The organism is Ohtaekwangia kribbensis (assembly GCF_042676245.1).
Lineage (GTDB): Bacteria > Bacteroidota > Bacteroidia > Cytophagales > Cyclobacteriaceae > Ohtaekwangia > Ohtaekwangia kribbensis.
The window spans coordinates 912,433-931,635 of record NZ_JBHTKA010000008.1; the positions used below are offsets into that span (position 1 = coordinate 912,433).

The 19,203-nt window shown below is 42.5% G+C and carries 18 protein-coding genes; 14 read left to right on the forward strand and 4 right to left on the reverse strand.

What is annotated here, in order from left to right; translation table 11 throughout:
• The first annotated feature begins 6 nt into the window (after positions 1-6).
• The 3 genes from ytxJ to ACFQ21_RS24910 all read left to right on the forward strand — a co-directional run bounded on the left by ytxJ (position 7) and on the right by ACFQ21_RS24910 (position 2,217).
• On the forward strand, positions 7-348 hold the full coding sequence (ytxJ, locus tag ACFQ21_RS24900) for a bacillithiol system redox-active protein YtxJ (RefSeq protein WP_377583907.1): 342 nt from the start codon (positions 7-9) through the stop codon (positions 346-348).
• A 197-nt stretch (positions 349-545) separates the two neighbouring features.
• On the forward strand, positions 546-1,274 hold the full coding sequence (locus ACFQ21_RS24905; RefSeq protein ID WP_377583910.1) for a hypothetical protein: 729 nt from the start codon (positions 546-548) through the stop codon (positions 1,272-1,274).
• Between the two features lie 73 nt (positions 1,275-1,347).
• Complete coding sequence (locus ACFQ21_RS24910; RefSeq protein ID WP_377583913.1) at positions 1,348-2,217, forward strand: aldo/keto reductase; 870 nt, start codon at positions 1,348-1,350, stop codon at positions 2,215-2,217.
• Here ACFQ21_RS24910 and ACFQ21_RS24915 read toward each other — a convergent pair.
• A complete protein-coding gene (locus ACFQ21_RS24915; protein ID WP_377583915.1) occupies positions 2,214-2,864 on the reverse strand; it encodes a hypothetical protein in 651 nt (216 codons plus the stop codon). The two genes, ACFQ21_RS24910 and ACFQ21_RS24915, sit on opposite strands and share 4 nt — an antisense overlap.
• A gap of 105 nt (positions 2,865-2,969) precedes the next feature.
• On the opposite strand from ACFQ21_RS24915, the gene uvrA reads away from it, so the two are divergent.
• The 4 genes from uvrA (at position 2,970) to ACFQ21_RS24935 (ending at position 7,955) form a co-directional block, all read left to right on the forward strand.
• On the forward strand, positions 2,970-5,819 hold the full coding sequence (uvrA, locus tag ACFQ21_RS24920) for an excinuclease ABC subunit UvrA (RefSeq protein WP_377583918.1): 2,850 nt from the start codon (positions 2,970-2,972) through the stop codon (positions 5,817-5,819).
• A 51-nt stretch (positions 5,820-5,870) separates the two neighbouring features.
• On the forward strand, positions 5,871-6,119 hold the full coding sequence (locus ACFQ21_RS24925; protein ID WP_377583921.1) for a hypothetical protein: 249 nt from the start codon (positions 5,871-5,873) through the stop codon (positions 6,117-6,119).
• 62 nt (positions 6,120-6,181) lie between these two features.
• The gene (locus tag ACFQ21_RS24930) at positions 6,182-7,255 is read left to right on the forward strand and encodes a sensor histidine kinase (RefSeq protein WP_377583923.1); all 1,074 of its coding nucleotides are present in this window, start codon (positions 6,182-6,184) and stop codon (positions 7,253-7,255) included.
• A complete protein-coding gene (locus ACFQ21_RS24935) occupies positions 7,233-7,955 on the forward strand; it encodes a LytR/AlgR family response regulator transcription factor (protein ID WP_377583926.1) in 723 nt (240 codons plus the stop codon). Before ACFQ21_RS24930 ends, ACFQ21_RS24935 begins: the two co-directional genes overlap by 23 nt.
• A gap of 44 nt (positions 7,956-7,999) precedes the next feature.
• Here ACFQ21_RS24935 and ACFQ21_RS24940 read toward each other — a convergent pair whose 3' ends face one another.
• Positions 8,000-8,368: a hypothetical protein gene (locus tag ACFQ21_RS24940; protein WP_377583928.1), complete on the reverse strand. Its 369-nt coding sequence runs from the start codon at positions 8,366-8,368 to the stop codon at positions 8,000-8,002.
• A 62-nt stretch (positions 8,369-8,430) separates the two neighbouring features.
• Positions 8,431-9,561: a radical SAM family heme chaperone HemW gene (gene hemW / locus ACFQ21_RS24945; RefSeq protein ID WP_377583930.1), complete on the reverse strand. Its 1,131-nt coding sequence runs from the start codon at positions 9,559-9,561 to the stop codon at positions 8,431-8,433.
• Between the two features lie 69 nt (positions 9,562-9,630).
• Between hemW and ACFQ21_RS24950 the strand changes: the two genes are divergently transcribed.
• From ACFQ21_RS24950 to porN, 7 genes are all read left to right on the forward strand, one after another.
• Complete coding sequence (locus ACFQ21_RS24950) at positions 9,631-10,737, forward strand: DUF4271 domain-containing protein (protein ID WP_377583932.1); 1,107 nt, start codon at positions 9,631-9,633, stop codon at positions 10,735-10,737.
• Between the two features lie 23 nt (positions 10,738-10,760).
• Positions 10,761-11,537: a uroporphyrinogen-III synthase gene (locus tag ACFQ21_RS24955; RefSeq protein WP_377583934.1), complete on the forward strand. Its 777-nt coding sequence runs from the start codon at positions 10,761-10,763 to the stop codon at positions 11,535-11,537.
• 208 nt (positions 11,538-11,745) lie between these two features.
• Complete coding sequence (locus ACFQ21_RS24960; protein WP_377583936.1) at positions 11,746-12,696, forward strand: PorP/SprF family type IX secretion system membrane protein; 951 nt, start codon at positions 11,746-11,748, stop codon at positions 12,694-12,696.
• A gap of 127 nt (positions 12,697-12,823) precedes the next feature.
• Complete coding sequence (porK, locus tag ACFQ21_RS24965) at positions 12,824-13,915, forward strand: T9SS ring complex lipoprotein PorK/GldK (RefSeq protein WP_377583938.1); 1,092 nt, start codon at positions 12,824-12,826, stop codon at positions 13,913-13,915.
• Between the two features lie 60 nt (positions 13,916-13,975).
• The gene (gene porL, locus ACFQ21_RS24970) at positions 13,976-14,794 is read left to right on the forward strand and encodes a type IX secretion system motor protein PorL/GldL (protein ID WP_377583940.1); all 819 of its coding nucleotides are present in this window, start codon (positions 13,976-13,978) and stop codon (positions 14,792-14,794) included.
• Between the two features lie 42 nt (positions 14,795-14,836).
• The gene (gene porM / locus ACFQ21_RS24975; RefSeq protein ID WP_377583942.1) at positions 14,837-16,423 is read left to right on the forward strand and encodes a type IX secretion system motor protein PorM/GldM; all 1,587 of its coding nucleotides are present in this window, start codon (positions 14,837-14,839) and stop codon (positions 16,421-16,423) included.
• 9 nt (positions 16,424-16,432) lie between these two features.
• Positions 16,433-17,347, forward strand: coding sequence for a type IX secretion system ring subunit PorN/GldN (gene porN, locus ACFQ21_RS24980; RefSeq protein ID WP_377583944.1), 915 nt, complete (start codon positions 16,433-16,435; stop codon positions 17,345-17,347).
• A gap of 47 nt (positions 17,348-17,394) precedes the next feature.
• On the opposite strand, the gene uvrC is transcribed toward porN, so the two are convergent.
• A complete protein-coding gene (uvrC, locus tag ACFQ21_RS24985; RefSeq protein ID WP_377583946.1) occupies positions 17,395-19,203 on the reverse strand; it encodes an excinuclease ABC subunit UvrC in 1,809 nt (602 codons plus the stop codon).

Consider the following 19,203-nt stretch of genomic DNA (forward strand, 5'->3'; position numbering starts at 1 on the left):
ATGCTTATGAAATGGAATGAATTAAACACAGTTAGTCAACTCGAGCAGATTCGGGAAGAGTCAAAAGAAAAGCCGGTTGTTATTTTTAAACACAGTACACGTTGTTCCACCAGCCGCATGGTGCTGGACCGACTGGAGCGCAACTGGAAGCAGGAAGAGCTTGGAAACGTGAAAGCGTATTACCTGGATCTGATTTCATACCGGGAAGTGTCTAACCAGATAGCCGAACAGTTTGAGATTGAACATGAATCGCCTCAGCTACTGATCATTGCCGATGGCAAAGCTGTTTACGACCGATCGCATTTAGGTATAGATTACAACCAGATTCGCGAAGAGCTAAAGAGTTAGTGATAGTTTTGGACTTGGCCTTAAATGCCCCTGAGTATTCCATTTTCAAAGAATTTTGCTGTTTTTAACAAGGTTGTCGCGTCTATTCCAGTGAATGTCCTGAAGTGTAATAATCTTTAAAATCGTTCGAATAACTTCAGGATTATATTTGCGTTAGGTATTTAAAATTCTAAATTTATCATAAAGATTTTGTGAGGATGCTGCGGTCTGTATCGGGTTTAATTTTAACAGTTTGCACTGTAATTCTATCATCAGGCGTTCATGCACAGACGCAGGATAGTTATGAATATCAATCAGAATTTACCTGGGGTATAAACAAGAATACATCGGGTGGTTTGATCGGTGGACTTGTTTTCAAGAAAGCAAGAAAGCTGAACGATCGCACACTGGAGACTTTCGGTCTCGAGGTTATGAATGTTAAACACCCACAGGAGGTACGCACCAACTCCATCAATACCGGTAATTATTTCATTTACGGAAAGAGTAATTATCTCTATGCGTTTCGTCTTCAGTACGGCCGTGATCGCATCCTGTTCAAGAAAGCTCCGCAGCAAGGTGTGGAAATAAAAGGTATACTCGCGATTGGTCCTACCATTGGTGTAGTGGCACCTTACTATGTGGAGTATGCACGCAGCAGCGACCTGGTTTCCCGTTCTGTACAATACCAACAAGGCATGGCGGCAGAAGATATCATGGGTACCGGGAGATTGTTTGAAGGTATAGATGAATCGAAGATAGTGCCCGGTGCCAACCTGAAAGCAGCTATCAACTTTGAATTGGGCACAACTAAAAGCCAGGTGACAGGTTTTGAAGCAGGTTTTCTAATCGATGCCTATACCAAAAAGATCGAGCTGATGCCGGCAGCAAAAAATTACTCCGTGTTCCCCACACTCTTCATTACGCTCTTCTACGGAAGCAGAAAATAACTGCTCATCATTTTCCCTTTTGTTATTTAAAATGTTCACATTAGGTTGACGCTATATTTCACTTTGTCAACTTATGGAACGAAGAAAACTACATGCTCAGGGTCCTGAGTTTTCGCGCATCATTGCCGGTGCATGGCGCTGGAATTTATCTGAAGCATCCGTACATCACTTGATCGGCACATCGCTTGAACAAGGCATCACTACCTTTGATCACGCAGATATATATGGCGATCATGGCAACGAAGCAATTTTTGGAAATGTACTACGCGGTAGTTCTTCCCTTCGCGGAAAGATGGAGATCGTAACAAAGTGTGGTATAAAATTTCCATCAGCACATAGGCCATCCAGTTGGGTAAAGCATTATGATACTTCCAGAGAACATATAGTGTGGTCGGCTGAGAATTCACTCAAGACATTGTCTACAGATCGCATCGATCTACTTTTAATTCATCGACCTGATCCATTACTAAATCCTGAAGAAGTAGCGGAAGCGTTCACATCATTGAAGCGAAGTGGCAAGGTGCTATATTTCGGCGTATCGAATTTTACACCAACACAATTCGAAATGTTGCAGAGCTACCTTTCGTTTCCATTGGTAACAAATCAAATTGAAGTGTCATTAACACATCATGCTCCGTTGTTCGATGGCTCACTCGATATACTCATGAAACATCGTGTAGCACCAATGGCGTGGTCGCCATTAGGTGGGGGTAAATTGATGGAAAGTCAATCATCAGTCTTTGCAAAAGCTTCTCAGTATAAAGCAACTGAAACACAAATGGCACTAGCATGGCTGCTGAAACATCCGTCTGGTATGTTCCCTGTTATTGGTACAACGAAATCGGAACGTATCGTTGAAAGTGCGCAGGCTATACATATCAACCTGGACAAACAAGATTGGTTTGAGATGCTGAAGATTGTACAGGGAAAAGAAATGCCTTAGTATACTTTACTCTGCTTGAGTGCAAGGCGATCTTTCCACAGCTTGATCGCCAGCGCAGCAACACCAACAGTAAGCATAGCAATGCCCCATACGTGGAAGATAGAATGATTGTTGAAGATCCACGGCATAATGGTGAGCACGATAAAAATTACTCCGGTAACTGTCCACAGCGGGTCTGTCATAAATTTATCTTCAGGTTCGGTGGTAAGATTTACTTTGATGCGGTGATCCTGCCTGAATAATATGATCCATTTCTTATAGTCCCACACGATTAGGAAGATCGTGGCCACTAGCATCAGCGTGGTAATAACCGGAGTACCCATGCCGAAGTTTATAGCGTGTGTAATAACAAATACATTCAAAATAATGGGAAGAAACATCATAGCACCAACCGTAGCAAAGCGCTGTGTCATGAGCAGTGCACCTGAAATGAATTGACCCCAGCCGAGAAAATTCCAGTAAAAACCTGTCTGATACATGGCTTCGAAAAAATAACCAACGGGTTCTGTTGGCGGAATACTGGTAAATCGCATACTTTTAATCTTGACGATTGATGCGAAAACAAAAGCGAATCCAACGAGATAGCGCAGGTAAATTACGGCCAACTTAAACAACAGCAGCTTTTTTAGCGTATCAATGAATTTCATGGATGGTAGACGGGCAGCGAATGAAGATGTTACAATTCTTTTTTTGATTTTGCCGGAAACATTCAGCAGAGCATTTTTGTATTCTTCTTATTGCAAAGTTTCAACATGGCGAAAGCAGCAGCAGACAAGAAAGTAATAGACCTTACCGGTCATGAAAATATTGAAGTAATCGGGGCACGCGAGCATAACCTCAAAAACATTAACGTTGAGTTTCCCCGAAATAAACTCGTAGTCATTACAGGCATTAGCGGCAGTGGAAAATCATCGCTCGCTTTTGATACCATTTATGCAGAAGGACAGCGCAGGTATATGGAGAGTTTCTCGGCCTACGCACGCAGTTTCCTCGGCAACCTGGAGCGCCCGGATGTTGACAAGATCAACGGGTTAAGTCCGGTAATTTCCATCGAACAAAAAACTACTTCCCGAAATCCGCGATCAACTGTTGGTACTGTAACCGAGATATACGATTTCATGCGTTTGCTATACGCGCGTGCCGGTGAAGCGTTTTCATACCTCAGCGGTGAACGCATGGTGCGCCAGTCGGAAGAGCAGATACTCGATGCTATTCTGCAAAACTATAAAGGCAAAAAACTTATTCTGCTCGCACCAATCGTAAAAGGAAGAAAAGGACACTATCGCGAGTTGTTCCAGCAGGTCAGAAAATCAGGCTATACCAAAGTACGTGTAGACGGGGAGTTGCAGGACATTACCGCGAAGATGCAACTTGATCGTTATAAGATACACGATATCGAAGTGGTGATCGATCGCATCGTAGTAGATCCAAAAGATCGTCATCGTATCGGGCAGTCGATTGGTAAGTCACTCAAGGAAGGTAAAGGTATAATTATGGTGATGGAGGAGAATGGGAAAGTTCATCACTTCTCCAAATTCCTCATGGATCCTAAAACAGGTTTATCGTACGATGAGCCTGCTCCCAACATGTTCTCCTTCAACTCTCCGTATGGAGCGTGCCCTACCTGTAATGGTTTAGGACAGATTGAAGAGATTACCGAAGAGTCTATCATTCCGGATAAAAAACTAAGCATAAGTCGCGGAGGATTTTTACCACTCGGTGAATATCGCGACATCTGGATCTTTAAAAAGATAGAAGCTATACTGAAGCGCTATAAACTTACGCTGAGTACACCAATAAAGGAGTTTCCGAAGGAAGCGCTGAAAGTATTGTTGTATGGTGATGATGAACCGGTAGCAGTTGCATCGGTAAAGTATCCGGGCACAGAATGGAACACCCGCTTTGAAGGTATCATTAACTTCCTGGAGAAACAGCGTGATGAAGGATCGGAAGCGATCAAGAAATGGGTTGAAGATTTCACCATCATCAAGAAATGTCCCGAGTGTAATGGTGCACGTCTAAAAAAGGAATCGCTTCATTTCAAGATCGACAGCAAAAATATAGCGGAGCTCGCAGAGCTTGATGTGCAGGCGTTGCAGAAATGGTTTGAAGGTTTGGAGAAACGCCTGAACGAAAAGCAACGCGTTATAGCAACGGAAGTATTGAAAGAGATACGCAAACGTATCGGCTTTCTGCTGGATGTAGGGTTGGACTATCTCAATCTGAATCGTCCTATACGTACATTGAGTGGCGGTGAGTCTCAACGCATCAGGCTGGCTACACAGATTGGTACACAACTCGTAGGTGTACTATATATTCTGGATGAACCGAGTATAGGACTTCACGCACGTGACAATGTGAAGCTTATCAAAGCCTTGAAAGATCTGCGTGATATAGGCAATAGTGTTGTGGTAGTGGAGCACGATAAAGACATGATGCTGGAGTGCGACTATATATTGGATATAGGCCCCGGTGCAGGTCGTCATGGAGGTCACGTAGTAAATGCTGGTGATCCGAAAACATTTATAGCCAACAACAGTACCACGGCTAAGTTTCTAAGCGGAAAAATGGCTATACCTTACCTGAAGGAAAGGAGAAAAGGTTCCGGTGAAAAAATGATATTGAAGGGAGCATCTGGTAACAACCTGAAAGATGTAACGCTTGAAATTCCACTCGGCACACTTACCTGTATAACCGGAGTTTCCGGCAGTGGTAAATCTACATTGATACATGAAACACTTTTCCCGATACTGAATCAACATTTCTATAATTCGCGTACTGAGCCACTCACATTTGAGAAGATTGATGGACTTCAACATATCGATAAAGTAATTGAAGTAGATCAGTCTCCAATCGGGCGAACGCCACGATCAAACCCGGCTACCTATACCGGTGTGTTCAGCGATATCCGCGATCTGTTTGCACAGATGCCGGAAGCGAAGATCAGAGGGTATAAAACAGGTCGCTTCTCATTTAACGTAAAAGGCGGGCGATGTGAGACATGCGAAGGTGCAGGACTCCGTTTGATCGAAATGGAATTTTTACCGGATGTACATGTGCCATGCGAAACATGCAAAGGTAAACGCTATAATCGCGAAACACTTGAGGTACGCTTCAAGGGTAAATCGATCAGTGATGTACTCGATATGACGGTGGAGGAAGCTGTAACTTTCTTTGAGAATCAACCGAAGATACTGCGGAAGATACAAACGCTGAGTGAAGTAGGGCTTGGGTATATTTCGCTTGGACAACATGCCACTACACTTTCCGGTGGTGAAGCCCAACGTGTAAAACTGGCCACCGAACTTTCCAAGCGCGATACCGGTAAAACATTTTATATACTGGATGAACCTACAACCGGTTTGCATTTCCAGGATATAGCACACTTGCTGGATGTATTGCAGAAGCTGGTTGACAAAGGTAATTCTGTGCTGGTGATTGAGCACAACCTCGATGTTATAAAAGCCTCCGACTATATTGTTGATCTTGGTCCTGAAGGTGGCGCGAAAGGCGGAAAGATCATTGCCAAGGGAACACCGGAAGAAGTAGCCAAAAGTAACGCAGGCTATACGGGTAAATTCCTGAAAGCAGAGTTGAACTAATTAGAGTACCTATATCATGTTACAGATCGGTATGGCCCGATCATTTTTTGTATGAATGCAAACACCCGGCAATATCTTTTTGGTGGAATATTTCTGCTAGTAGGTTTTTACCAGCTATACCAGCGCGATTACCTGGAAGCTTCGCTTTACCTGTTGGCAGCGCTTTCGTTTATGTTCAACTCGCTGGCAGCAGAACCACGGCTGGCAGCCTATAAGAAACCGATCGTTATTATTACCTGGACGCTTATGATTATTACAGCGCTGGTGTTCTTATATGTGCTTCAATTTAAATTTCGGTAATGCGCAGCAGCCATCCACATAAATCCTGAACCAGAAGGCCGCTATTTCTGTACTTTTGAATTGTGGATACCGTGGTTAACAAGTATAGGCTATATTGGAGCTTGCAGATTGGCGGGTGGATGCTATATGCGTTCATTCAGATCGTTTCGAGCTTCCTGGCAACCGTTGGCGGTGTTGCACCAAGGCGTATTATATTCCTGCTGGCGGAGGCTATATTGTGCCTGCTGGTATCTCATTTCTTCCGAAGCTTTCTGATCCGCTGGAAGTGGCTATACTTCCCGATGCCTAAACTTATACCGAGTGTACTCATGGCCGTTTTTGTAATGGGTATTATAGTATATTTTCTGCGGATACCGGTAAATCTGCTCCTCGGAAGATTGTTCGATCCGATTATAGCGTTTGACCCCTCGCAGATTTTAGGACAATCATTTTTTTATACCATTCTGTTTTTCCTTTGGGCGCTCTTCTACTTCATTTACCATTACTTCGATCGCTATAATAAATCACTGAAGTACGAAGCCTCTATGATTGAGATCGAGTTGAATAATCTGAAGTCGCAGCTCAACCCGCATTTTATTTTTAACGCGTTGAATAGTATACGTGCTTTGGTAGATGAAAATCCATCCAAATCAAAACAGGCAATCAATCAGCTTTCAAACATCTTACGAAACAGTCTTGCGTCTGATAAAAAAGGCTTGACAAAATTTGATGATGAGCTGCGAATTGTAAAAGACTATCTTGGCCTGGAAAGTATACGTTTTGAAGAACGCCTCAAGACGGAATTTGATATTCATCCGTTATCCTATGGATTTCTCGTGCCGCCACTTATGATCCAGACATTGGTGGAGAATGGAATCAAACACGGCATCTCCAAGTTAACCAAAGGTGGAATGATACAGGTGAAAACATATGTTGACAACGAGCGTATGAAGATCCATATTCGTAACACTGGCCACCTGGTGAATGGCGCGAAGCGAACGAAAACCGGACTGGGTCTGAAGAACACCATACAACGGTTGAAACTGATTTATGGTGATGAAGCCTCTTTCCGTATTGTAAACGAAAACGATAATTTTGTACTTACTGAAATTATAATTCCTCAACAGATCACTTATGAGAGCATTAATCGTGGATGATGAGCGCCTGGCTCGTAAAGAATTAATGAAATTACTGGAAGACCACCCGATGATTGAAGTAGTTGGGGAAGCTGCTAACGCTGATGAAGCGATGCAGTTGGTTAATGACCTCAATCCGGATTTATTATTCCTGGATATACAGATGCCAGGCAAAACAGGATTTCAATTGCTGGAAGAACTTGATGGTGTACCCCTGGTAGTGTTTACTACTGCGTACGATGAGTTTGCGTTGAAAGCTTTCGAAGTAAATGCACTGGACTATCTCTTAAAACCTATACAACCGGAGCGTCTTGCTGAGACCGTATCCAAACTTGCAGAGAAAGAAAGAGCCAAGGTTGCTGCTATTCGTGGACCTGAGAAGAAATTAGGTCTCAATGATCAGGTGTTTGTAAAGGATGGCGATCGCTGTTGGTTCGTGAGTCTTTCCAATGTTCGCTTATTCGAATCAGACGGTAACTATATCAAAGTATATTTCGATGCAAACCGTCCGATGATTCACAAATCACTCAACGCGCTTGATGAGAAACTGGATGAGCGTGCCTTCTTCCGCGCAAGCCGCAAGCATATTGTTAACCTGAGTTGGGTAGAAGGCATTGAGCCATGGTTTAATGGAGGTCTTATGGTGAAGCTTCGCGGTGGTGATAAAGTTGAAGTGAGTCGCAGGCAGGCAGCCAAGTTTAAGGATATGATGAGCCTCTAGATGTGCCTATGTGCTTAGGTTGAAATGCACACAGCGTGTAGGGGCTACGTTAGTACGAGGTCGATTAATTCTTTTTGTACGTTCCAGTCTTTGGCGAGTTTTAGCATCGCGGTGGCTTCCATTTCAGTAACGTAGCCTTTCAGATTATTGGCCTGCCATACCATGTTGATTAACTCGATGCGTTTTTCTTTCGAGTAATCGCCAATGATGTCGTTCAGGTAATCGCGGGCGCGATCGAACGCTGTTATATAGTCTTGTGCAATGAAATCAAGTGCCCAGGCGTATTCGTTGTGAGCGTCCAGTTCATCGGCAGTTTTATCAAGATCATTCTTCTCTTCTTCATCCAGTCCGTGATAGTGAAAGATCACAGACTTCAGAAGCATAAACACCTTCTTTTCTTCAGGGGATTTCATTTTTTTGGGTTGCAGGAATTCGAAAAATACGAAACTATCGCAGAGCTTGAAAGGCGATCCGGTTACCGAAGCATAAATAAATCCGAAGCAATTTTATCAGCGAGCAATTTCCCGCTTTTCGTTAGCAGCAACGTATCATTTTGCAGCAGCGCAAATTTTTGTTCGCATAAAGATTTTATGTACTGCTCATGATCGGCCAGCAAATCATATTGATAAAGCTGTTGAAGTTTTTTCAGATCAGTGCCCCATTGTGTCCGCAGGGTTGTGAGCAGAAAGTCGTTGATCTTGTCTTCGCGTGTTAAACTCTCCAGTGTAAACGGAATAATATTCTGCTGCATGCCTCGAACATACGCTGCGTTATTGCTGATGTTATACTGGCGACTGCTTTGATTATACGAATGCGCGCTCGGCCCCACGCCTAAATATCTTTCCTGTTTCCAATAACTGCTGTTGTGTCTGGACTCAAAACCTGGTCGTGCAAAATTCGATACTTCGTATTGTTCAAAACCTGCATCTCCAAGCAATGTTACCAGTGTCTCAAGTTGTGACGCAGCAACATCGTCCTCGGTAACTTTCAGTTTTCCGGTTGCAGCCCATCTTCCAAAAACAGTTTTGTCTTCAATGGTAAGCGAGTATGACGAAATATGCTCTGGAGAAAGACGTATAGCCTGTGCGATATTTTGTTTCCAGGCATCATCGTCTTGCCCGGGAATCGCATAGATCAGATCTATACTAATGTTTTGAAAGCCGGCATTACGCGCTTCCTCAACGCATACTGTCGCAGACTGACTGTTGTGTGCGCGATTTAAAAACTGGAGCACTTTATCATCAAAAGACTGTATGCCGATACTGAGACGATTCACGCCCTGACTTTGCAGTTGCCTCAACCGTGATAGTGAAAGGTCATCCGGATTTGCTTCGAGTGTAATTTCGGCAGCATCACTCACGGAAAAGTTTTCGTGTATTGTATCGAATAACAAATCCAGTTCTTCTTCAGTAAGCAGCGAAGGAGTGCCGCCACCAAAATAAATGGTATTGATACGCTCTCCATTTACGTAGTCTTTTTGAAGGATGAGCTCGCGCGCAATAGCTTCCACCAGCTCACGTTTTGTTGTGAGATTGGTGGAAAAATGAAAATCGCAGTAGTAACAAGCCTGCTTACAAAAAGGAATATGTAAGTAAATTCCTGCCATAAAGTGATGTAAACTTACCAGCATTTCCGATATCAGTCCAATTCTAATATTTTTGAAGCTTTGTTATCTATGAAGATAAACCAGTACATCTTTCTGATCTTGCTGTTGGCGTGTGGCACACAATTGTGTTATGCGCAAAAGCTGATCGTAAAAAAAGATCTGAAGTCAGATTGGAAAATTTATCAAGACGATCAATACAGTTTATATACAGAAGCTGACGAAGAAGCATCGTCTGTTTACTTTCAAATCAGACTTGCAGAATTCAGCAAGGATCTGTTGTATCTGCACGATACAGAAACCTTCAGTCTTTTTATAAACGGAAAGTTTGTTGCCAGCACACAACACCTCACCCTAAAAATAGATAGTCTTCGAAAAGTTTTTTCATCAGCAGTTATCACGTGTGCCATTCATCAGAAGGCTGGTATTTCAAAAACATTGGTAACGCAGATCAAATCATCCATGCCGCTGACGCAAAAAGGTGAAATAGACTTTGAGGCACGATCATCATCTTTCCGCGACTTTGCCATTGTCAGTTTTATGATCCTGGTGATTATGCTGATCACCATTGTTCGACTTAACCCGAAGCTCGCGTCAGATTATTTTTCTATTACGAAAATATTTTTCCTGCGTGAATCTGATGAAGCACAGGTATACTCACGCATCACCAGCAGTACCAATATTCTGTTTTATATTTTCTGCAGCCTGATGCTATCGTACTACCTGATGATCATTTTTCATTTCGTGCCGCAGCATCACCCTATAGCATATTCATTTCACTCGCAAAGCTTTGGTATGGCCATGCTTCAGTGGTTTAAATTAAGCGGTATAGTACTGGCTGCATTCTTTTTGAAGATTATATTGATCTATGGTCTTACGGCCATGTTTGGTTCAGGCGAGCTGGCAAGCATTCATTTTTTTAACTGGGTACGTGTAGTGTTGATATTCTTCGGAGCATTAACCATTGTGTTGTCAGTTTACTTTATCATGCACGGTCAGCAGGTAAATTTCTTCACCACATTGCTTCAACTGTTGGCGTGGGTGCTGGCAGGTTGGATGATCTTGATTGCATTGAAACTAAGTACCCGAATGGGACGATCTGTTTTTCATTTATTTTCGTACATTTGTGCTACAGAATTGATACCCTTTCTGATTACACTTAAGGTATTGTACAATTAGCCTGAATTCGTCTACGTGTTGATATGAGTGAAATTGCTACTGACAGAATGCGCAAAGTGAAAAGCATTCTGGTAACCCAAGAAGCTCCGGCAGATGCTAACTCTCCATACTTAAAGCTCGCTGAAAAATATAACCTGAAGATCGACTTCCGTCCGTTCATTCAGGTTGAGCCAGTGCCGGTAAAGGAGTTCCGCAAGCAGAAGATTGATATACTCAATCACACCGCCATTATTTTTACAAGCCGCAATGCGGTTGATCATTTCTTTCATATCTGTCAGGAATTGAAATTGGAGATGCCTCCGGAGATGAAGTACTTCTGTATCTCGGAGCAGACTTCCAATTACCTTCAGAAGTATATCGTTATACGTAAGCGTAAAATTTTTACAGGTTTAAAAACCGCGCAGGATCTTCTTGAGATTCTGAAGAAACACAAGAACGAGAAATATCTCTTCCCTTGTTCGGATATTCGTAAGAACGACATCCCTGATTTTCTCAGAGATGGAGGCTACAATCATACTGAGGCGATCATTTATCACACCGTTGCTGCAGATCTTTCTGATCTCAAGGAAGTGTTCTATGATATACTCGCTTTCTTTAGTCCTTCCGGTATTAACTCGCTGTTCGTCAATTTCCCTGAATTTAAGCAAAATAACACGCGCATTGCAGCGTTTGGTCCTACAACGGCCAAGGCTGTCAGGGATGCAGGTCTCCTGCTTGACATCGAGGCACCGCTTCCCAACGCACCTTCTATGACGGGGGCTCTCGAGCTCTATATTAAGAAGGCTAATGGCATTAAGTAGAGAAATATTGTCGACTGAACGGTTAGTACTCACGCGTTCAATTGTTTATATTCAGGAACAATTAATTGTGGCGTAACAGACACTGACTTGAGTAAATAACTGCTTCATTCATTGAATATTACAAAGTCACATTTTTTATTACACTTTAATTACATTTGTTGATAGTGTCGTAAAAAAGCGCTTACTTTAAATCTACTTTTTAACCTCGATGCTGAAAAAGACTTTTTATACCCTCCTGTTGGCACTGACTGGATCAGGTGTTTTCGCTCAGCAAGATGCCCTATTCACACAGTACATGTTCAACAACCTGTACATGACGCCAGCGTATGCCGGTGTTGATGGAGTTACTCGCTTAACAGCGATTCACAGAAGCCAATGGCTCGGATACCAATCCAGCTTTGGTGATGGCGGAGCTCCTACAACACAAATGGTAAGTTTCAACACACCTATATATCGCCTGCGAAGCGGTTTTGGTGCGTATGTAATGAACGACAAACTTGGTCCGCAGAACAACCTCGAAGCGCAGGCCATGTATGCCTATCACTTAGGTATCAAGGAAACCAAACTTAGTATTGGTATCAAAGCCGGAATATATTCTCAATCTGTTAATGGGCAGTATTACCGGTATATAGATGATGGCGATCCGTTGATTACAACAGGCAAAGAATCACAGGTACGACCAGACTTAGGCTTAGGTATATTTTATAGGGCAGAGAAATATTATGCAGGTGTAGGATTCAATCACTTGCTGCGTTCTCAATTTGATTTTGGTGCCGATAGCGTAAGAGGAGCATTAGAGAACCATATCAATTTTACCGGAGGATATTTTTACGAAGTAAGTTTTGACCTGCGCGTACAGTTCAGCACAGCAGTTCGTACTGATTTAAATAAGACTCAACTGGATTTTGCAGGTATAGCATATTTAAAGGATACGATGTGGGGAGGATTAGCGTTCAGACAAGGTGAAGCCGGAAGTTTGTTGTTGGGATATGCTTTGCTGAAGGATAAGTCGTTGAAACTTGGAACCGCTGTTGACTTTATTATTAAGGACCGCGATGCCAAGGAAAATTTTTCACTTGAAGTTATGTTGAGCTATGATTTACCAGTGAATCCGGGCAGCGGTAAAAAAGTCGTTCGAACCCCTAGGTATAGACACTAAGCGACATTTGATTTCAGTATTTTTAAGAATTTATGGAATTTGTATTTACTTTCTTCAAAAAATAAAGCGAATAAAAAGTAACTTTCGTCCCCAAATTTTTTTAGTGTAGACAAACTGAGATAGCAGTATGAATAAATCGGTTCTTTCAAAAGTAGTGTTAGTACTTTCGGGCGCAGTAGCCAGTGCTTGCGGCTTGCTGGGCTTAGGAGGTGGAAAAGGTGGCGGAAATGACCAGGGCGAACTGGTTGGTGTTCCAGGCCGCGAAGGTTGGGTAATGACTATTCCCTATGGAATGGTGCCAATTCCTGCAGGTACTTTCCACATGGGTCAGGCAGATGAAGACCCTGCATCTACACAAATCAACTTCAACAAGCAGGTTACAATCGGTTCATTCTTCATGGATGACACTGAGATAACCAACAACGAGTATCGTCAGTTCACTAACTTCTTCCTCGTTGATAACGGGACTATAGAAGGCTTTGAAACTGTTGATGCTGAAACTTTCCGCCAAAAGTATTATCCGGATACTGCTTCATGGGTTCGTGATTTTGCGCACCACATGGGAGATCCAATTCAGGACTACTATTACTGGCACCCGGGATACGATGACTATCCGGTTGTAGGTGTAAACTGGGATGCTGCCGTATTCTTCGGAAAATGGAGAACAGCTTATCTCAATGACTACAGAAAAAGTGTTGGTGATTTCCAAATGCCAGCGTTCCGTCTGCCTTCAGAAGCAGAGTGGGAATACGCAGCACGTGGTGGTCGCGACATGGCGAAATATCCTTGGGGTAACCCGTACATCCGTAATTCAAAAGGTTGTATGCTGGCTAACTTTAAGCCAGGTCGTGGTAACTTCTACGATGACGGTTTTGCCTATACATCACCTGTTCAGGCTTACTTCCCGAACGACTACGGTCTGTATGATATGGCCGGTAACGTATCAGAGTGGTGCCTTGATGATTTCAACCCTGCATCAGTTCCTACTGTCTGGGATTTGAACCCTCAGTATATAGATCCAAGAACGAACCCTGAAGGATCACAATACAATCCTAAAGTTCCACCGAAGAAAGTAGTACGTGGTGGTTCCTGGAAAGATGTTGCTTACTACCTCGAAACAGGTACACGTACATACGAATTCAAAGATTCTACACGAGCTTACATAGGTTTCAGATGTGCTATGACTCACCTCGGTCGCTCGTCAGGTCAGGAATTTTAAATAAGAAACTCTATCTATCTTTAATAATATCAAAAGGCAAAAACTTAAACCATTACTAAAATGAGCAAGAAAAAAGGCGGATTTACCGAGCTTCTCTACAAAACCATAATGCCTAAAATATACGGTATAGGTGCAGCAGTAGTAATTATCGGTGCGTTATTCAAGATCCTTCACTTAACAGGTGCTGACCAAATGCTGATGATCGGTCTTACAACAGAAGCTGTCATCTTCTTTCTTAGTGCTTTTGAGCCGCCTCACCAAGAGCCAGATTGGTCAAAAGTATATCCTGAACTTTCAGAAGATTACGAAGCTCCAGCAGCTCCGACAAGAATATCAAACAAACCAACAGCATCTTTAACACAACAATTAGATGCTTCTTTGGAAAAAGCTAAGATTGGTCCTGAACTTTTAGATAGCCTTGGTAAAGGTTTAACTAACCTTGCTGAGTCTGCTAAGAAAATGTCAAACCTTTCTGATGCAGCAGTTGCTACAAATGACTATGCTAACAACGTGAAGAAAGCTTCAACTCAATTGTTGGAGATGAACAAATCTTACGATGTAGCAATCAAAGCTGTATCAAGCATGTCAGAAGCTTCAAAAGATGCTGGTGAGTATCACTCACAAGTACAGAAAGTAACAAAGAATCTTTCTGCACTGAACACAGTATATGAAATGGAATTGAAGGATGCTGATAGCCATGTTAAGAACATGAACAAGTTCTACGAAAGTCTGACAGGTGCTATGAACGGACTTTCTAAAGTTGGTGATAATACAGCTAAATTCACTTCTGAACTTGGTAAGCTCACCGATAACTTGACTGCCCTGAATACTGTTTACGGCAGCATGCTGACAGCCATGAAAGGTGGCGGAAAAGCATAATGAATGAAGGTTTCTAACGTTAAATATTAAAAACAACCAACAATGGCAGGCGGAAAAGAAACCCCCAGGCAGAAGATGATCGGTATGATGTACTTGGTACTTACCGCACTTCTGGCGCTGCAGGTTAGTAATGCAGTTTTGGAGAAATTCGCTATAATCAACGGAACCCTTGAAGGACTTATTCATGAGAGCAGTGGTAAAAACAACGCTCATCTTACTCAGATCGTAAAGGATGCCGGTACTAGCGATAAACCAAACGTATTAGAGGCAGTAGCGAATGCAAAAAAAGTAAGACAGCTTACCGAAGAGATCGTAAAATATGTTGAGACCGTTAAGGATGAAATGAAAAAGAAAGCGGGCTCACCTGAGATAGACGAAAAGTTTATCAACAACCACAGCTCTGAAGTGGCTACCATGATGATGGATAAGAAAACAGGTGTAGGAACAGAATTTGTGAAGCGCCTGAATGATTATACAAAACAACTGGAAACGTTAAGCGGGAAGAAATTTGCTACGCTGGCAAAGACTCCTAAAGATATACCTGCTTTTGCTAATGATGAAAAGCATGCAAACAAGGACTTCTTGACTTTTACTTTTGAGAATACACCTCCGGTAGCAGCTTATGCATCAGTAACTCAGATACAAACTGAGATCCTTGAGTACGAAGCGCTTGCATTGGATGAGCTTTCTAAGAAGGCAAACGTAGGACAGGTTAAGTTCGATAAACTTGTACCGATGGTATTACCAAAGTCAAGTATCGTAGCTGCTGGTGCTGAGTATACTGCGGATATGTTTATATCTGCTTCAGCTTCTGGTCTTGTTCCGGAAATGTTTTACAACGGATCTAAACTTCAGGTTGTAGACGAAGGCGGTATTAAGATGGGTAAAGTAAAATTCACTGCTAAAGGTGGAAGCTACGATCCTCAAGGTTACTCAAAGCAATCTTTCAAAGCGAAAATTGTAATTGATGGTACGCCTTACGAGCAGGAGATTCAGTACATGGTTGCTCAGCCTGTAATTCGTGTAACAACAGGTAATGCTCCTACACTTTATATGAACTGCGGTAACACCGTAAACATTGAAGTACCAGCATTAGGTACAAACTACAATCCTTCTTTCTCTGCAGGTGGCGCAGCTGAGATCATTAAAGGTGATAAGCCTGGTCGCGTAACCATCATTCCGAAGCAAAGAAAAATTACTGTGGCTGTTAGCAACGGTGGTGCAGCAATCGGTAACCAGGCGTTTGATGTTAAGAACGTTCCAGATCCTAAGTATATAGCGTATGTAGGAAACAATCCTGTTGATTTAAGACAAGGTATCCGCGCTAACCAATTAGGTAATCTTAGAATTGTTGCTGAGCCTGAAACTAACTTCAAAGAAGAGGTACCGAAAGATGCTCGCTACAGAATTAAACGTGCTGAGATTATTCTTGGTCGTGGAACAGCCGGTGTACAACGCTTGAATGCAACAAACGAAAACCCTGATTTACGTTCCTGGATCAGCCAGGCTCGCCCGGGCGATCGTATTGTGATCGATATCAAAGATGTGATTCGCAGAACATATAAGGATGACGAAGAGAAAGTTACTCCTAAAGGTTCCAGCGGTATCATTATGATTCCTGTGAATTAAAAAATTGTTATGAAGAAGATAGTATTTTTTGCAGCACTTTCTGCCGTCTGTTTTGTGGCGCAAGCACAAGAGGTGCAGGACTTGGAAGTTCAGTACAACCCGAACTCCCTTAATCCGATCCCTTTATATGAGCAGCACTATAAAGTGCGCGTATGGAGAAGCTTAGATCTGAAAGAAAAGCAGAACAAAGGCTTCTTCGCGAAGAACGGAGAGTTGAGCAGATTGATCTCTGACGGTGTGAAGTCAGGTGAGATCACAGATATATATGCATCCGATTCGTTGACAACTAAAATTTCCAAAGAGGATTTCTTAGGACGTTTGGTTGCTGAGCAGGCTCAACAATATGATCCATGGGAGCCAGGTCGTGATTTTTATACAGATGATCTCGTATCATACAATGGCAAAAATTACAGAGCCCTTCGTGATAACAAGGGTGTAACACCAGGTTCAGAAAATTCAGACGAAGACTGGTCTGCAACTTCACAAGGTAGCGGTATCGAATATCAGATTGCTGATATGAGTACTGTTCACATGGTGGAGGATATTATCTTCGACAGAAGAAGATCAAGACTATACTATGATATCCAGGCGATGGAGATCATCATTCCAGGTGCTAAAACCAACACTGGTATAGATGTATCATTAGGCTGGTTCAAGTATAAAGATCTTGAGAAGCTTTTCAGAAATAACATTCCGAAAGCTGTTTGGTTTAACTGGCAAAACACTGCACAGAACAAAAACTTTGCAGATGCATTCTTGCTGAGATTATTCCATGGTTCGATCTATAAAGTTCAGAATCCGGATGACGAAACGATCGATGATACGTATCGTGCAAACGGAAGACCATATCGTGAGGGCGTTTGGGCTCGCGAGTGGACGGAAATGATGCTCATGGAAAAAGAGCACAATCTCTGGGAGTTTTAATTTTGCTTTTGATATTGGAAAGGGAGGTGAGAGCCTCCTTTTCTTTTTTAGGCCTGTATATTTTCCTGCCCTTTAATAGTTTCTTGCCCCTTGATAAGTTCGGCTTTCTTCATGCCGGCAATCTTCGCGATCTCTTCAAGCGGTGCTTCCTTGATCTTCTTGACAGACTTGAAATGTTGAAGCAACTTCTCGGTTGTCTTTTTACCAATGCCTTCCAATCCTTCGAGTTCTGAAGTAAATGTTTTCTTGCTTCGCTTCTGGCGGTGAAAGGTAATAGCAAAACGATGAGCTTCATCACGAATCTGTTGAAGCAATAATAACCCTTGTGATTTCTTGCTGATGTGTAGTGGGAGCGGATCTTCTGGATAGTATATCTCTTCGAGTTTTTTCGCGATACCAGCTATAGGAACTTTACCATATACACCTAACTCTTTCAATGCTTCACAAGCACTGCTCAGCTGTCCTTTACCACCATCGACAAGTATGAGGTCCGGAAGTTTTTCTCCTTCTTCGAGAATACGTTTATACCTGCGGCCAACAATTTCTTTCATGGAAGCAAAATCGTTAGGACCTTCTACGGTCTTGATGTTGAAGTGACGATATCCTTTCTTGTCAGCTTTCGCATCAACAAAGCGGACCATGGATGCTACTGGTGTTGTACCTTGAAAGTTAGAGTTATCGAAACATTCAATAACCGAAGGAAGGGAAGGAAGCTTCATGTCGTTTTGCAACGTAATGAGTACTTCTTTCTGTTTTGATTTCTTACCCTCACGAAGAATTTCTTTCTCCTTCTTGAGTTCAAGTGCATTCTTCAGCGACAGTGCAATGAGTTTTTTCTTGTCGCCAATTTTGGGTATAACATTTTCAACGCCATCTTCAATTACGATGATGGGTATATTGCTAAGTATAACTTTGTTAGGACTATGCGTTTGCTCACGTAATTCAACTGCAGCTATACTGAGTAATTCATCGTCTGGTTCATCAAGTTTCTTTTTAAGTTCTATCGTCTTGGAGAAAACGATAGAGCCTTCTTTAATCTGCATATAGTTTACGTATGCATACGCTTCAATGCTGGCAATGGTAAATACATCGATGTCGGTCAGATCACGGTTTACAACGAGTGACTTGATCTGGAAGCGCTCCAGTGTATCCAGTTTTTCCTTGTAAAGCTGTGCGCGCTCAAATTCCATGTTAGTAGCAGCACGCTTCATCTGATCGGTAAAGTATTGATATACTATACTGATGTTTCCCTTCAGTATATTCCTGGCCTGATCAATTTCATCCTGGTATAATTGTTCAGACTGATATCCTTCACAAGGTCCTTTGCAATTGCCAATGTGATACTCGAGACATACTTTGAGTTTCTTCTGCTCAATGTTCGCCTCGCTTAACAACAGGTTACAGGTACGTATCGTATATAGCTTTCGAACAAGATCCAGTACGTTCTTCATGGCCACAACGCTGGAGTAGGGACCGAAGTACTCGCCTTGCTGCGGTATATATTTACGGGTATATATAATGCGCGGGAAACGTTCCTTTAGAATGCAGATATAAGGGAACGTCTTGTCATCCTTCAGCAGGATGTTGTACTTGGGTTGATTTTGTTTAATGAAATTGTTCTCTAATAACAGCGCATCGAACTCTGTATTGGATACAGTATAGTCGATGCGTCTTATTTCGGATACAAGCTTGAGGGTTTTTCGGTTAACGCCCGTGCTTTTCGAGAAGTAACTGCTTACGCGCTTCTTGATGCTCTTGGCTTTCCCAACATAAATGAGTTCGTCTTCTGTATTATAGAAGCGGTATACACCAGGGGATTCTGGCAATCTACTTACCGCTTCTCTGATTTCATCCAT

Excerpts from the sequence above, each read along its gene's own strand:
- porN (WP_377583944.1), top strand. The coding sequence starts at position 16,433 with ATGAAGAAGATAGTATTTTTTGCAGCACTTTCTGCCGTCTGTTTTGTG.
- porL (WP_377583940.1), top strand. The coding sequence starts at position 13,976 with ATGAGCAAGAAAAAAGGCGGATTTACCGAGCTTCTCTACAAAACCATA.
- ACFQ21_RS24925 (WP_377583921.1), top strand. The coding sequence starts at position 5,871 with ATGAATGCAAACACCCGGCAATATCTTTTTGGTGGAATATTTCTGCTA.
- uvrC (WP_377583946.1), bottom strand. The coding sequence starts at position 19,203 with ATGGATGAAATCAGAGAAGCGGTAAGTAGATTGCCAGAATCCCCTGGT.
- uvrA (WP_377583918.1), top strand. The coding sequence starts at position 2,970 with ATGGCGAAAGCAGCAGCAGACAAGAAAGTAATAGACCTTACCGGTCAT.
- ACFQ21_RS24950 (WP_377583932.1), top strand. The coding sequence starts at position 9,631 with ATGAAGATAAACCAGTACATCTTTCTGATCTTGCTGTTGGCGTGTGGC.
- ACFQ21_RS24935 (WP_377583926.1), top strand. The coding sequence starts at position 7,233 with ATGAGAGCATTAATCGTGGATGATGAGCGCCTGGCTCGTAAAGAATTA.
- hemW (WP_377583930.1), bottom strand. The coding sequence starts at position 9,561 with ATGGCAGGAATTTACTTACATATTCCTTTTTGTAAGCAGGCTTGTTAC.
- ACFQ21_RS24905 (WP_377583910.1), top strand. The coding sequence starts at position 546 with ATGCTGCGGTCTGTATCGGGTTTAATTTTAACAGTTTGCACTGTAATT.
- porK (WP_377583938.1), top strand. The coding sequence starts at position 12,824 with ATGAATAAATCGGTTCTTTCAAAAGTAGTGTTAGTACTTTCGGGCGCA.
- ACFQ21_RS24910 (WP_377583913.1), top strand. The coding sequence starts at position 1,348 with ATGGAACGAAGAAAACTACATGCTCAGGGTCCTGAGTTTTCGCGCATC.
- porM (WP_377583942.1), top strand. The coding sequence starts at position 14,837 with ATGGCAGGCGGAAAAGAAACCCCCAGGCAGAAGATGATCGGTATGATG.
- ACFQ21_RS24940 (WP_377583928.1), bottom strand. The coding sequence starts at position 8,368 with ATGAAATCCCCTGAAGAAAAGAAGGTGTTTATGCTTCTGAAGTCTGTG.
- ACFQ21_RS24960 (WP_377583936.1), top strand. The coding sequence starts at position 11,746 with ATGCTGAAAAAGACTTTTTATACCCTCCTGTTGGCACTGACTGGATCA.
- ytxJ (WP_377583907.1), top strand. The coding sequence starts at position 7 with ATGAAATGGAATGAATTAAACACAGTTAGTCAACTCGAGCAGATTCGG.
- ACFQ21_RS24955 (WP_377583934.1), top strand. The coding sequence starts at position 10,761 with ATGAGTGAAATTGCTACTGACAGAATGCGCAAAGTGAAAAGCATTCTG.
- ACFQ21_RS24915 (WP_377583915.1), bottom strand. The coding sequence starts at position 2,864 with ATGAAATTCATTGATACGCTAAAAAAGCTGCTGTTGTTTAAGTTGGCC.